Origin of the sequence: Wolbachia endosymbiont of Drosophila nikananu, from assembly GCF_028981865.1 — a bacterium.
GTDB classification, from domain to species: domain Bacteria; phylum Pseudomonadota; class Alphaproteobacteria; order Rickettsiales; family Anaplasmataceae; genus Wolbachia; species Wolbachia pipientis_B.
Genome location: NZ_JAPQLL010000030.1, coordinates 1 through 14781 on the forward strand (window position 1 = coordinate 1; position 14781 = coordinate 14781).

Annotated in this window: 14 protein-coding genes; 4 read left to right on the forward strand and 10 right to left on the reverse strand. The window is 35.5% G+C overall.

From position 1 onward, the window contains the following. Nucleotides 1-418: 418 nt before the first annotated feature. The 7 genes from OZD67_RS01860 to pgsA all read right to left on the reverse strand — a co-directional run bounded on the left by OZD67_RS01860 (nt 419) and on the right by pgsA (nt 6546). A complete protein-coding gene (locus OZD67_RS01860; RefSeq protein WP_182183973.1) occupies nt 419-1120 on the reverse strand; it encodes a thiamine diphosphokinase in 702 nt (233 codons plus the stop codon). A gap of 39 nt (nt 1121-1159) precedes the next feature. Next, nucleotides 1160-2005, reverse strand: a complete 846-nt coding sequence (locus OZD67_RS01865; RefSeq protein ID WP_182184134.1) for an SPFH domain-containing protein — start codon at nt 2003-2005, stop codon at nt 1160-1162. Between the two features lie 7 nt (nt 2006-2012). Next, entirely contained in the window at nt 2013-2873 is an 861-nt protein-coding gene (locus OZD67_RS01870) for a M23 family metallopeptidase (protein ID WP_369127338.1), read from the reverse strand. Nucleotides 2874-3334: 461 nt separating this feature from the next. Further along, nucleotides 3335-4075 (reverse strand): YebC/PmpR family DNA-binding transcriptional regulator, encoded by a 741-nt coding sequence (locus tag OZD67_RS01880; protein WP_182183974.1) that lies wholly within the window; start codon nt 4073-4075, stop codon nt 3335-3337. Between the two features lie 59 nt (nt 4076-4134). Continuing rightward, nucleotides 4135-4842, reverse strand: coding sequence for an outer membrane protein assembly factor BamD (locus tag OZD67_RS01885; protein WP_182183976.1), 708 nt, complete (start codon nt 4840-4842; stop codon nt 4135-4137). A gap of 62 nt (nt 4843-4904) precedes the next feature. Then, nucleotides 4905-5903 carry a hypothetical protein gene (locus OZD67_RS01890; protein ID WP_182183978.1) on the reverse strand — a complete coding sequence of 333 codons (999 nt, stop codon included), beginning with the start codon at nt 5901-5903 and terminating at the stop codon, nt 4905-4907. Nucleotides 5904-6003: 100 nt separating this feature from the next. Beyond that, on the reverse strand, nt 6004-6546 hold the full coding sequence (gene pgsA / locus OZD67_RS01895; RefSeq protein ID WP_182183979.1) for a CDP-diacylglycerol--glycerol-3-phosphate 3-phosphatidyltransferase: 543 nt from the start codon (nt 6544-6546) through the stop codon (nt 6004-6006). A gap of 126 nt (nt 6547-6672) precedes the next feature. Between pgsA and OZD67_RS01900 the strand changes: the two genes are divergently transcribed. The 3 genes from OZD67_RS01900 (at nt 6673) to grxD (ending at nt 8631) form a co-directional block, all read left to right on the forward strand. Continuing rightward, nucleotides 6673-7995 carry a malic enzyme-like NAD(P)-binding protein gene (locus tag OZD67_RS01900; RefSeq protein WP_182183981.1) on the forward strand — a complete coding sequence of 441 codons (1323 nt, stop codon included), beginning with the start codon at nt 6673-6675 and terminating at the stop codon, nt 7993-7995. Nucleotides 7996-8073: 78 nt separating this feature from the next. Then, complete coding sequence (locus OZD67_RS01905; protein ID WP_182183983.1) at nt 8074-8292, forward strand: BolA/IbaG family iron-sulfur metabolism protein; 219 nt, start codon at nt 8074-8076, stop codon at nt 8290-8292. 15 nt (nt 8293-8307) lie between these two features. Beyond that, nucleotides 8308-8631 carry a Grx4 family monothiol glutaredoxin gene (grxD, locus tag OZD67_RS01910; protein WP_164224629.1) on the forward strand — a complete coding sequence of 108 codons (324 nt, stop codon included), beginning with the start codon at nt 8308-8310 and terminating at the stop codon, nt 8629-8631. Nucleotides 8632-8697: 66 nt separating this feature from the next. Here the strand turns inward: grxD and OZD67_RS01915 are convergent, their stop codons facing one another. From OZD67_RS01915 to dnaG, 3 genes are all read right to left on the reverse strand, one after another. After that, nucleotides 8698-9780 carry an efflux RND transporter periplasmic adaptor subunit gene (locus OZD67_RS01915; protein WP_182183984.1) on the reverse strand — a complete coding sequence of 361 codons (1083 nt, stop codon included), beginning with the start codon at nt 9778-9780 and terminating at the stop codon, nt 8698-8700. A 209-nt stretch (nt 9781-9989) separates the two neighbouring features. After that, the gene (locus OZD67_RS01920) at nt 9990-11072 is read right to left on the reverse strand and encodes a Fic family protein (RefSeq protein WP_182183986.1); all 1083 of its coding nucleotides are present in this window, start codon (nt 11070-11072) and stop codon (nt 9990-9992) included. A gap of 237 nt (nt 11073-11309) precedes the next feature. Beyond that, nucleotides 11310-13052 (reverse strand): DNA primase, encoded by a 1743-nt coding sequence (dnaG, locus tag OZD67_RS01925; RefSeq protein ID WP_182183988.1) that lies wholly within the window; start codon nt 13050-13052, stop codon nt 11310-11312. Nucleotides 13053-13227: 175 nt separating this feature from the next. Between dnaG and ubiG the strand changes: the two genes are divergently transcribed. Further along, the gene (gene ubiG, locus OZD67_RS01930) at nt 13228-14397 is read left to right on the forward strand and encodes a bifunctional 2-polyprenyl-6-hydroxyphenol methylase/3-demethylubiquinol 3-O-methyltransferase UbiG (protein ID WP_182183989.1); all 1170 of its coding nucleotides are present in this window, start codon (nt 13228-13230) and stop codon (nt 14395-14397) included. Nucleotides 14398-14781: the final 384 nt, after the last annotated feature.

Genomic DNA, 14781 nt, shown 5'->3' on the forward strand with positions numbered 1-14781 from the left:
ACTGGAATCCAGCCTTTATTATGCAGCCACTTGGTTGAAATTACGTCTTCTGGATCCCAGTGTCAAGCACTGGGATGACAAAAAAGGGGCTACTCTGATGACACCGTCATAAAGGAACCAGTGTCAGCTACTTTCATGACATCATTCTTTTTCCTGGATCCCAGTGCCTCATTCCCCTGTCATCCCAGTGTCAAGCACTGGGATGACAGGAAGAGAAGGCTACTTGGATGACACCTTGACGATTTGAAGAATCATCATACCGCTACGTGTTAGCGGCTAAGAGATACCGCGGCGGTATGACATAGGACTGCTGTCATTCAAGTAGCTGAAACTGGAATGACACGTCATAAAGAAACCAGTGTCAGCTACTTGGATGATACCTTTTTTCTACTTAGTTTGGGTTATGCAAGAAGTCTATTTACTTCTTAACTTGACGCACATGATGTCTTGCAGCATCATCTACTGCTTCTAAATATACCATTGCTAGACATATACCACTGTGTACTTCTATAGATAACTTATTGCCTAAACTTCGATTAAAGCAAGAATTCTTTCCTGGAAAAGCAAGGTTGCTAAGATGCAGTTCCCATTTTAACCCTTTTGTTGATATTTGAGCTCTCGGTATACCAAGTAAAGATATTTTAGTATTTTTTGGCAAAGAAAAAAAATGGGCAATACCTTTTTGTAAAGTGTAACCTACCATGGGAGGTGAAGGTGTGTAAAAGATACTACCTGTACTTAGAAAAACGTTAATATTTTGTAGTATATGATCAATTGCTCCTCCAGTAATACCCGTTACTATTGATGGCAATAACTTTACTGTCTTTAAGTGAGCCATTGCTTTAGAAAAGTCGCAATAATCTTGATCAGGTAGATATATCGTATTCAAATTAGCACGTAAATCCAGATTTACGCTATCCAAATCTCCTATTACAAGATCAGGTTGTACACCAATTGATAGAAGCTTGTTTGCTCCTCCATCTACAGCAATAATAGGTATATCTCGTTTAAAAAATGATGAATCAGGTATTTCCCCATTTAGCACAACAATAGAACGATATTGTTGTTGTATGCCACAATGTAGTACATGATTATGAAATGCTTCACGCAGCTTTTGCATCGTAATAACATTTTTGAATAACCGATATTAGCAATTATACTAATTATTATCCAAACTAATCGTTGGTTGTGCATCTTGCTCAGAGATTAGGGCAACCAACAAATTATTTATCAATTGAACCTTTTGCTTGCCATCTAATTGTAAGCTTTTGTTTTTTTCAAAATGAGCTATTACTTCCTCGACAATTCCTATTGCATTTTGCACTATATGCCTTCTTGCCGAAGTGATAGCATGTGCTTGTTGACGCCTTAACATTGCTTGTGCAATCTCGGACGAATACGCCAAATGCGATATTCTTGCTTCTGTAATCTCAATTCCTGCAATATCTAATCTTTGTTGTAACATTGACCGCAATTCATCTGAAATTTTATCAGAATTTTTACGTAAAGATTCCTCATCGCTTTCGCTATCATACGGATAATTGCTCGCCAATTCTCTAATTACCGAGTCACTTTGTACAAAAACAAATTCGTGATAGTTGTTAACATTATAATACGCCTTTGCAGGACTGCTCACTCTCCAAACAATTACTGCAGAAATCTCTATTGGACTTCCATTTGCATCATTCACTTTTATTTTTTCTGTGTTAATATTCTGAAATTTTAGGGAAACTATATATTTGCTTGAAAAGGGAAGCGTTATACATATTCCAGACTTAAAATAAGTTCCAATATAATGACCAAAAAACTCTATCACTCTTGCTTCATTAGGGTCATTAATAAAAAATCCTTGAAGAAAAGTCAAAATTGAAACAGCAGCAACTCCAAGCGCAATTGTGCTGTCATATGCCAAAAAAAGCAGCGATAAAATTAATCCTAGCGCTATTAGTACAGGAAAAAACCGGAGTTGACTTAAATTCCTATCGTTTATCGTATTCTTATCCATATTGTCTTTAAACTTCTTTTTCACTTGAACCCTCTCTGTTGATCGTTTTATTTATCTTATTTACAAATAGTTTAAACTCTCTTAATTCATGATCAGGCAATTTTACTTCAGTTTTATGCGCTATCGTAAGCGGATCGATGTGTTTGCCGTTATATATAACTTCGTAATGTAAATGAGGGCCTGTTGCAACACCAGTGCTACCAACATAGGCGATGACCTGCCCCTGCTTTACTTTAGAGCCTAACTTTATATCGCCACTAAATCTACTTATATGCGCATAACAGGTTGAATATTCATTTTTGTGTTTTATTTTGATATAATTTCCATAGCCACCATTCTTTCCTATATATTCTACCACACCCTCTGCAGCAGCGTATATGGGAGTGCCAAGCTTAGCTGCATAGTCCACTCCTTTGTGAAAAGCAATTTTACCGCGAACAGGATGCTTTCTATTGCCAAATTTCGAGGATATACGATAATCTCCATTCAAAGGATTTGCAAAAATTTCGTCATTTTTTAAGCTTATTCCTTCTTTATTAAAATACTTTTCTTCGCCGTCTTGCGATTTATAATGATATAAACTAATAGCTTTCTTGTTTATTGTCAGTGAAGCATATAAAATCTTTTCTTCAGTCTTCTGATTACCGAGCGATCTCTCAAAAAGAACCTCCAATTTACTCTTCGGCACAATGTCTTTTTTAAAATCAACACCAAAATCTTTATATATGTTGATCAATTTTACCACTGTATTTGGCCCCAACCCTTGCTCAATTCCCGTGGCAAAAAAAGAAGATTTTATGGTGCTGGATATGAATAATAATCTTCTATCACGGTTGCTTTCTGTCACCTCAAAATTCTCTCCTGTCATTCCAGCGCTTGACGCTGGAATCCAGCTTTCTGATCGAAAATGTTGTATAGTGCGCTGTTTGCAATCAATTTTTCTGGATCCCAGTGTCTGGGCACTGGGATGACACCCTATGGGCGCAGCCTTTGCACGCTCCTTTTCTGTCGTTCCAGCGCTTGACGCTGGAATCCAGTTGTTATTATACAATCGCTTGGTGTGTCCATTTGTAATTGAATTTTCTGGATCCCAGTGTCTAGGCACACAACTGCACGAACATTGCAATTTGCGGGTGGTGTCATTCCAGTGCTTGACACTGGAATCCAGCTCTTTGACTGACAATGCTGCATAGTGTGCTTGAATTTTTCTGGATCCCAGTGTCTGGGAACTGGGATGACACCCTACACACTGGAACGACACTGCAAGATCTGTTGATGTTTCAGTAGCATATGCTGGTAAAATACAAAGCAATACAAATATTACTAGCCTCATAGCTTATCAACAAAAGTAAAATTACCTTCAACATACTGTACATCATCATTATCTTCTAATTCTTCAACCAATGTGGATAATTTATCGATCAACTCTTTATTGCTAATTTCAACTAGATCCTTTGGTTGCCACGAAAGACGAGCAAGTTCTGGTTCTCCGAATTTTGCATAAAAGGCATCGCGTACTTTACCAAAATCTTTTATTTCACAAGTTATAACGTGTAATCCTTCTTTGTCATTTTCCTCAACATTCAATACTTCTAACTCGATCCCATAATTAAATAAATCATCAAAATTCACACCCTCTGCTTTATAGACGATTAAGCCTACATGATCGAAAAGGTAACTAACACTTCCTGTTTCTCCTAAGTTTCCACCTTTACGAGAAAAGATATAACGTACCTCAGAAGCAGTACGGTTGCGGTTATTAGTCAAGGCATGGACAATAAGTGCAGTGCCAGAAGGCCCATGACCTTCATATTGGATTTCTTCGTAATTTTTTCCAGCAACATTACCAGTTGCATTTTTTATTGCTGTTTCTATTTTATCTTTTGGTAGATTTTCCTTGCGTGCAGCAAATATAGCAGAGCGAAGGCGCGGGTTGAGTTCGGGATCGGGCAGCCCTTGCTTTGCAGCAACTGTTATTTCTCTAATCAGCTTCGTAAATTTTTGAGAGCGCTTTGCATCCTGAGCGCCTTTCCGATGTTTTATATTTGAAAATTGTGAATGACCAGCCATATTCAAATAGTTAAAAACCTAATTATATATCAAAGCATAGAAAAAACTAAAGCAAATTTTCAAGCCTCCGGCTTGGCATCTTGCAGGTTTTCTGCTAATAACATACTTTCATACTGTTCAGCTTCTAAGTCAAGGCCAAGAGCTGAATGAGCTGCTATTAAATAGTTAATAGACTTAGAAAAATATTTAGAATCCTTATAGCTTGCTATATTCTGGAAACGCTTAATTGCTGCTAAATATTCACCACGCCTCAGGTAAAATTTACCGATAGAATACTCTTTTGTTGATATATGCTCTGTGATTAGCTTTGCTTTTTCCTTCATCTCGTCTACATATTCGCTGCCTGGAAAGAGATTAATGTACTCTGTAGCTAGCTCTAAAGTTTTATATGCAGTTTGCTGTCCAAGTTGCACTTTATTAATTTGCATGTAATAAGATAATACTCTTAAGTAGTATACATATGGTAAATCTTCACCATTTGAATAAACATATATATAATCATCCATATCACTTGCAGCACTGCTATAGTTACCCATGTTATAATGAGACACACCAGATAATAATTTTGCTTTCCTTGCCCAATAAGAGAAAGGGTACAAATCTTCTATCTTTTGAAATGCCCTAATAGCTTGTTTATATTTTTTCTGGTCAAAAAGTTCAACTGCTTCTTCATATAGTTCAGTTTCAGTTTTTTCAAGATCATTCGCATACGATTGTGTAAAGGAGCAAATTAGAAAAATAAAGCACGCGATTAAAGTCTTATACATAAGATTTTTTTCGATCAAAATAAAGTATAGACCTAAATATTACTTAAATAAATAAATTTCTACTAGGCAATAGCCGGCCCTTCTGTGTTTGAGCCGCCATCTCCTATATTACCCACACCAGCACCTATTGAAACAGCTTTTCCGCTCACTTCTATATTCTCTAGCTTTCTACTATAAGAACGTGCAATTAGTACACTTCCTGCTATTAAAAAGATCATACCTACCAAGCCTAAAGTAGGCCCAACAGCAGGATGTAAAGATGATGATAGTGCTATTAACATTATCCTTCTTATTAATAATATAGAAGAACCAGCAAGCATTAACTTAGCTGCAGACATATTGCTTGTCTTTTTTTCAGATTTCTCATCAAAGCCTTGCTCTTTTTCTACTTCAGAATTTTTACTTTTTTTGTACTCACGATAGCAAAAAATAGCGCTTGCTACAAAGTAAAATAGACTAGAAAGCGAAAAAGCTACATCTCCTATTATTCCTTGCTCTAACGCTTGACTTACTATGCTAGCCACAATAACTAATGTAACTAAAGCAGCATCAGCATAGTTAAAGTAATCATCAACTGTATAAGGAATGTCTCTCCTTTCTTTTTCTATTATTTCCCCATTTTCAATATTCTCCAACTCTCGTTCTTTTTGTGCTATTTTTCTATTATTATAAATTAAATATAGCGTGCAAATAAGATATAAAGTTGTAAAGGGTAATATAGTATGACCTAATGCGCTGCTTATAAGGCCGAGTAATACCTGATCGCTACATGTTTTTTCCAGTTCAATTGCCATCAACAATGCAAATGGAATCATTGTCGCCAATGATACATATTTTCTATGTAGCTCTCTTTTTTTTAGTGTTAATAGCTCTTGTTCTAGCTTCTTCTTTTTTTCTGCTTCTCCTACTTTTAGCATTAATAACTCCTGTTCGAGTTTCTTCTTTTTTTCCGCTTCTTCTTTTAGTGTTAATGACTCTTGTTCTAGCCTTTCTTTTTTAGCTTCTTCATCAACTGTTAGCCAAAAATCTCGAAAAAAATCTTCATTAAGGTTATTAGTCATATAAATCCTATTAACTAATACATTATACAGGATTTTAACTATTCAGTCAATATTATGAAAATATTAACCACTTTTATATATTAACTGTTTCTCAAGAAATTCAGTCAATCTGTTTGATGCCGGCTAGAACATAATTATAGCCTGACCACATAGTTATAATAGCTGCAACCCATAAACAAATCACACCTATATATTGAATCATATCATAATCGTGCATTATTAGCGCTACTACAGCAACCATCTGCAAAAATGTTTTAATTTTTCCAGCTTTGCTTACAGGTAGACTAACATTTATAGCTATAAGGAACTCCCGTAAACCCGGAACTAATATTTCCCTACAGATGATGATAATCGATGGTACTATTGTAAAATCATTTATCTTCTGCTTATAAACTAGCATAATTATCGTTGAAACCACTATTAATTTATCAGCAATTGGATCAAATAGCTTGCCAAACTTTGATTGGACTTTCCACGCACGCGCCAAGTAACCATCAAAAAAATCCGTAATGCATGCAAACACAAAGATTGATATTGTTATCAGGCCTGCATATTTATTTTCTATATAAAAACTTAATATTATTGCTGGTATTGCAAGTGCACGAGAAATTGTAAGCAAATTAGGCACGTTTTTCTTAAGCATGTAATATCATCTTACGTAATAGGTAAACTTATACAGAAGTACAACAGAGTTCACAAGCTAATAGTTTACAATTGAACATTTATAAAAACTCCATATACTTAAAAATTACAAGCTTAAAATATAAGAATGAACGATGATTTAGATAATACCACAAGACAAGAGGCACTTAAGTATCACAGTAGAGGTGGTAACCCTGGTAAAATTTCAATCATGCCAACAAAACCTTTATCTACCCAGTATGATTTGTCACTTGCTTATTCCCCTGGCGTTGCAGCTCCGTGCCTTGAAATAGCTAAAAATCCTGAGGTTGTTTATGATTATACGGCAAAAAGCAATTTTGTAGCTGTCATTTCAAATGGCACTGCAGTGCTTGGGCTTGGTAATATCGGGCCTCTTGCTTCAAAACCCGTTATGGAAGGTAAAGCTGTTTTATTTAAGCGTTTTGCTGATATTGATGCAGTTGATATAGAAGTTGGTACAGAAAATATAGAAGATTTTATCAATGCAGTAAGGTACCTTGGGCCAAGTTGGGGGGGGATAAATTTAGAGGATATAAGATCTCCCGATTGTTTTATAATAGAGAAACGTCTGAATGAACTGATGGATATTCCAGTGTTCCATGATGACCAGCATGGAACTGCAGTGGTTGTTGCAGCTGGTATAGAAAATGCTCTTGATATTGTCGGAAAGAAATTAGAGTACGTTAAGATCATTATGAATGGTGCTGGAGCAGCCGGTATTGCATGTTTAGAAATACTAAAGTCCATGGGCGCTAAAAATATAGTGCTGTGTGATAAGCAAGGAGTAATATACAAAGGTAGAAACGAGGACATGAATGAGTGGAAGGAAAAATATGCAATTGATACTTCCGAACGTTCTCTACTTGATACAATAAAAGGCGCTGATGTATTCATCGGATTATCTGCAAAAGATGTGTTAAATGAAGAGATGTTAAAGAGTATGGGCAAAGACCCGATTATTTTCGCTCTCGCCAACCCCGATCCAGAAGTAAGGCCTGAGTTTGCAAAATCTGTGAGGCCAGATGCAATAATCGCAACTGGTAGGTCAGATTACAACAATCAAGTCAACAACGTAATGGGATTTCCTTATATATTCAGAGGAGCGCTTGATGTACATGCAACAACAATAAATAATGAGATGAAAATTGCAGCTGCAGATGCAATAGCAAAGCTTGCCCGTGAGCCAGTGTCTGACGAGATATCTGCAGCCTATGGCGGTCGTAAAATGAGCTACGGCCATGAATACATAATACCGACTCCGTTTGACCCAAGATTAATTTCTATAGTATCTCCTGCTGTTGCAAAAGCCGCAGTTGATTCAGGTGTCGCAAGAAAGGCAATACAAGATTGGAGTAAATATGAAAATCAATTAAAATCTCGTCTTGCTGGTGTTCTTAACACACTGAATCTACTGTCTTCACAATATTAGTAACCATATAATCAATAATTCAATTGCACCCAGTCGTTTTAGATTTATAATGAAAGTATTGTAATTTAAAGCAAGTAAATGACTATTGCAATTCACGAATTAGAAAGGATCATCAAACAATCGTTCCCCGACGCTGATATAAAGGTTCATGACCTTGCTGGAGATGATGATCATTATCATTTAAAAATAACCTCCAAGTGCTTTCTTGGAAAGACAAAAATAGAACAGCATAAAATGGTATATAAAGCTCTGGAAGGTCAGTCTATACACGCCTTGCAACTGGAAACTAATACTTAAAAATAAGGTAAATTTATGAGCAGTTTTGAACAAATAAAAAAAGATATAGCGGAAAATGATGTGGTGTTATACATGAAAGGCACTTCTGATTTTCCTCAATGCGGATTCTCTGGACTCGTCGTGTCAATCCTAAAAAAATTGAACGTGAAGTTTAAGTATATTAACGTGTTGGAGAATGATGAAATACGTGAATCTATAAAAAAGTTTTCTGATTGGCCAACAATTCCACAATTATATATAAAGGAAGAGTTTATCGGTGGTTGCGACATCACTCGCGAGATGTACGAAAAAGGCGAATTGCAAAATTTATTGAAGGAAAAAAAAATTATTGCGGAATAAGTACCAAGAAACCAGTGCCCAGACGCTGGATAACGTAGTATAAGCTATGAAAAAGGATCTTATGTCTTAAACCTTATCACCAGGCTTAACAAATAGGTGGCCCAATACTATTAACTTTATGGGTTTACCTTCGTTATTTGCTACTATCCAAACCCCATCGCTCTCATGATCAACAATTTCTATTGGTACAAATATTACATGATTATTGTCGTCAACAATCTTTATTCCAAGAGCACCCTCGTCACTTAAGCTCAGGACTGAAGAAGGAACTTTATATGTAAATCTTTCACCTGAAGGTAGCCTTACGTTGGCAGTTAGTCCCTGCAAGGATATCATTTTATTATTAGTTACCTTCACTTCTACCCTATAAGACCCAGTTTTAGGCTCAGCAATTTTACTAATAAAACTTACTTCACCTGCCAATTCTTTTCCGTCCAGCAAATTAATTTGAGCTGTGCTGCCTAGCTCTATTTTATTTACTTCATTTTCCGAAATATATAACACTACAAGAATTTGATCGAAATTAACCACGTCAGCTATTTTTTGCCCAGCATTAACAAAATCCCCTTCGTTTGCATTGATTTTATCAATATAACCATCTATAGGAGATGTAACTGCAGTATTTTCTAAATCCAATTCTAGCCTTTTTAGGTCAGCTTTTGCACTTTGTAACGCAGTAAAAGCTGCTTCTACTTGTATTTGTGCTCCATAGCCTTTTTTATTCAGTTTGTGAGAGGAATCATACTCAATTTCACGCTGCTTTAATAAAGCTTTGGCTTTCTGAGCTTGTTCAATCCTGTCATAATCTTCTATCTTTAATACTACATCATCTCTTTTTACCTTTTCACCATCAGGTAAATAAATAGCAATAATCTTACCACTTATTTTTGAGACAAGGCTAGCCCTATGTAAGGGATTTACTGTACCAGAAAAATTTAAATATATAGTGCGGTTTTGCGGCGCACATTCTTGAGTTTTTACTGAAAAGCTACTAGTTGCATTATCACTATGAACCGCCTGATCTTTTTTTAAAAATGCACTGCTGCTAAAAAACAGTAGAATAAAAGCAATACTGGAAATGATGATTACTTTATTTCTCATCTTTAAACAATAGAATTTGTTAACTAATTTTGTTAGAAACAACTGCATAAATTTTCGAATCAAAAATGTAAGTATAATACATGCATCATTGTCACTCCATAAATAATTTTATATGAGAACAAACACAAGATTTTCCTACAATAAGTAAGTTTTTTATTGCAAAAATGCAATTTTTAATCGAATAAAAATGTAAAATTGCAAATAAAGTTGTGCATAAAACTGGATTTAAAAAAATCTCGAAAAACATACTAAAACTTTTAAATAATAACTTTATATCTAGTGGCTTTGCCTTCTCCAAGACGCTGTAAGTACTTCATCCCTAGCAGTTTCTTTGTAATTGCCTCTACTGTTCTTGGAGGAAACCCTAGAGCTTCTATAGCATCTTTTCTACTAAATTCTTTATCTGCAAGGCTAAGTGCCCACTCCCAGAAGAATAATTGTTTTCTTGATAATAAATATTCAGTATTCTCCCTCTCAAGAATATAATGCGTCTCATTTGCTTGCGTTTTGAGCACATTAAGAAAAAATATTAACCATGGGGAAATATCTTCTTTGCCACTTTTCCAGCTACTTTGTGTTTTATTAAGCGCTAAATAGTAATCAAGTTTGTTAGTTTCAATTATCTTTTCATGTGATACAATAGATACAAAATCATAACCCTGCTGCAACAGCATTAAATTAGTCATCAATCTACTAGTTCTGCCATTCCCATCTTGAAAAGGGTGTATTGCCAGATACTCAAAAACAAAGTTAGCAACAATAATAAGAGGATGCTTAAATTTATTATTTAAGGACCAGTGATACCAGTCAATAAGCTCTTGTACTTCCTTTCTAACAAGGTAAGGTGGTGTGGGATCAAAAATTATACCAACAACTTTTCCATTCTGATCTTTTGCCTCAACTCTATTAGAACTTGCTTTGTATTTTCCTCTATGATACAAATCTTTTTCACTATAGAGTAGCATCTGGTTGTTAATGTGCAATATTGATGACTCACTAATTGGAATATCCGTATAATCATGAAATATTAGTTTAAGCATTTCTAAGTAGCCAGCAATTTCTTGCTCATCTCTATTTTTAAATTTTTTGACACGTAGGTTTTTATATAGATCCTCAACTTCTTTATCGGTTAGACGATTTCCTTCAATACGGTTAGAAGCGCCAGAAGATGTAACAATAACTGAATGAGTTAATCTTTCAATTGTTTGTGGTAGTAGTTTTTTCGTTATCTGCCAGCTATTTTTAACACTATCAACTGCAGTAATTAACTCGTACACTTGCTCAATTACAGGCCCTTCTAGGTTGAGACGTGTACTAAGACGAAAATTCTTCCAGTTCATATTCTTCTCACATGCATATTATGTGATATAATGTGAGATAATGTGATAAAAGTCAATAGTAAGCTTTATATGCATAGCAGAGCTAACTACAAAAATTATACATTTTCAAGTGATCCTAACCATATCAAAAACTACAGGGCAAAGCTGTTGGAGGAAGGCTTAATTAGTTAAAAATTTCAATCTTATGTAAAATATTGTCTTATTTTGTAATTTTCTTGTTGACTAACGAGACGATATCTACTTTTCAATAAACTCCATTTGCATTTCTTGTATACTACTTTCTATTTGCTCTATTTGTTCTATCAACCTTTCTTCTAAGTCAAGATTACCGCTCAGCCTCGCTTCGGTTCTTTCTTTTCGTAATGCATTTAATTCTTTTAGTAACACTATATTATTCCACACAATTTCTGCAGACTTTCTCTCGCTTAATTGACTGTTTAGTACACTAGTTTTTTCAAATACATATTTTATAACGTCAAACTGTTTCAATTCTTGTAACAAAGCCTCTTTACCAAGTTTGCTTTTGTTACTTATTACATCAATTATACGCTGTTGTAATCTTTTCATCTCATTAGTAAATTCAAAATGAGAAAATTGCTCAAAAAATATAGGATGGTGTAAGATCTCTGGAAATTCTATTACTATACGTAGAATTATAGCCTGATTTTGCTCTGCCTCAATTAGCTCTGGAGATTTGTTATGAAGATACTCACCTTTTGTTGCTTTGCTATTAAAAATCAGCTTTTTAAAGCTTCTTCTCAGTTCACTGGCCTTATTGTAAAAATAATCTCTGTAATACCTTCTAATACTGCTGTTGCTAATAGCATTTACATATTCCATGAACTTGTGCTCAAGAATTGAATATTTTTCCGGAGCAAGTTTTTCATAATTTTGCAAGTTGCTATCGATTATGTGATGCCATAAATATTCAGAGTGCAGTTTTGTTGAATGGTCAAGAGCAGTCAACACGTCTTCTTTCTTGTATGCCAGTTCGTTACATATATCGTATGGATCTTTATTACTCGGCAAAGTCACAAACTTCAATGTATACCCAGGCTCTAATATTGGCAGAGCAAGTTCTGCAACTCGGGTAGCAGCATGACGTCCAGCACTATCTCCATCCATACAGATGGAGATTTCTTTAGCAAATCTCCATAGATTTTTTATCTGTTCTGCAGAAATTGCGGTACCAAGCGGAGCAACTGCATTACTAATTCCCGCTTGATGTAGCGCTATAGCGTCCATATATCCTTCAACAACAAATATGTGCTGTTTTTTACGTATTTCGCTTAAAGCAAAGTTTAATCCGTATAAATTCTCCCTCTTCTTGAAGAGCTGACTCTCTGGGCTATTTAAATATTTCGGCTGTTGCTCAGAACTCAGCGCACGTCCGCCAAAACCAATAACTCTTCCTGTAATGCTCTGTATAGGAAATATCAGCCGGTCATAAAAATAATCATGAAAATTTTTGTTTACTAATCCAATATCAATTAAAATTTTGTCTTCAATACCTGAAGAGTTTAAATACTCTTTCAAACCAGAGCTTGGTGCATAACCTATCTTAAATTTATCTATGATTTCAGGTAAAATCTTGCGCTGCTTTAAATAATCTACAACGCCCTGATTTTTTTGTGCAAACCAATTTGCAGCTAAATCAAGCGCTAAAAATAGTTTATTGTCCCCTTTTGTAATACTAAGACTTTTGGGCAGTTCAACACCTGTAACCGATGCTAATCTTTCCAATGCTTCTTTAAAGCTTAATCCTTCAGTTTGTGAAATAAATTCAAATGCATCACCACTAGCCAAGCAACCAAAACAGTAATATAACCCCTTAGTATTGCTCACCGAAAAAGATGGAGTTTTTTCGTTGTGAAATGGACAGAGCCCAACAAAACTATCTCCTCTTTTTATTAGCCTGACTTTTTTACCTACTATGTCAGATAATAATAATTTTGATTTTATAATATCTATGTGATCCATCTTATTGAATTAGTAGTAGGATAAAAATTATATAGAATTTATACACATCTGACTCGAAATTTATTTCAAGCTTTAGGACTCCCGAAAGATCAGGAGTATTAAAACGGCTTGACAGAAAGATCAAAATAAATTACCCATATAAATATCCTTAAGTTATGCAAGATCAATTTTTTATATGTCAGATATAATATCAATTGCCTCAGATCATGCTGGTTATGAATTAAAATCAGAAATAAAATCCTACCTGGAAACCCTGGGTTACACAGCGATAGATCAAGGTTGCACTGCTAAGCAAAAGTGTGTAGATTACCCAGATTACGTTGTTAAAGTTGTAGAAGATATAACAAGCAAAAAAGCAAATTATGGGATATTAATTTGTGGTACAGGTTTGGGCATGAGTACCGTGGCAAATCGTTTTGAAGGAATCTACGCTGCTTTATGTAACAGTGTTGAGATCGCAAAATTAGCTCGCGAGCATGGCAACGCAAATGTACTGTGTCTTGGTGCAGGATTTACTGCGAGTGGATTAGCAAAAGACATAGTCAAACAATTCCTCGAAACAGAATTTTCAAAAGAAAGCAGACATAAAAAACGCCTTAATAAACTCAGCAATATAACCTCTAAGAAAAAAAAAACAAAAACTTATAACGAAGATGAAATATCAAAATTCGCTAAAATGGCAGGTGAATGGTGGAACGAGAATGGCAAATTTAAGCCATTGCACATGATGAATCCTATTAGAGTATCTTACATTATTAAGAAAATAAAAGAGTTAAAAAAATGCGATTTAAAAGAATTATCATTGCTTGATGTTGGATGCGGTGGTGGCATTTTGTCAGAGTCAATGGCACGCGTTGGCATTAACGTTATAGGAATAGATGTATGTGAAGAAAACATCAAAGTGGCACAGTCACATGCGAAAAAAGTAGGGCTTAATGTAGAATATATGCACACCAGCATTGAAGAGCTAAGCAATGACAAGAAGTACGACGTGGTTCTGTTGATGGAAGTAGTTGAACATGTGGATAATTTAGAGCTTTTCATGAAGAAAGCAATAGAGCTGCTAAAACCGGAGGGGTTAATCTTTATATCCACAATAAATAGAACTATCAAATCCTTCTGCCTTGCAATAATTGGTGCAGAGTACATATTAAATTGGCTGCCAAAAGGTACGCATAACTGGAATAAATTTCTCAAGCCGTCAGAAATTGCAAATCACTTAAGAGAAAATAATGTAACGCTGCAAAACATGGCTGGCATGGAGTACAACGTAATAAAGCGTGAGTGGAATCTAACTAAAGGTGTGGGTGTTAATTATATACTTTGTGGAAACATTGTAGTTTGAGACGGTTCTAATATCACCCTCTTCTTGTCATCCGAGTAGCTTGACTACTTGGATCCAGAGAAAAGAATGGTGTCATGAAAGTAGCTGACACTGGTTTCCATCCAAGACGGTGTCATCCAAGTAGCCTTCTCTTCCTGTCATCCCAGTGCTTGACACTGGGATCCAGAAGACGTAATTTCAACAAGTGGCTGCATAATAAAGGCTGGATTCCAGTGCCAAGCACTGGAATGACACCTGTAGCCCTACGTCATACCGCGATTCATTCGCGGTATCTCTTAGCATAGATCCCGCTAACAAGTAGCGAGATGACGAATTGCTTAACCGTCATCCCGCCGCGGTATCTCTTAGCCGCTAACACATAGCGGAATGACGAGATGCCACCAC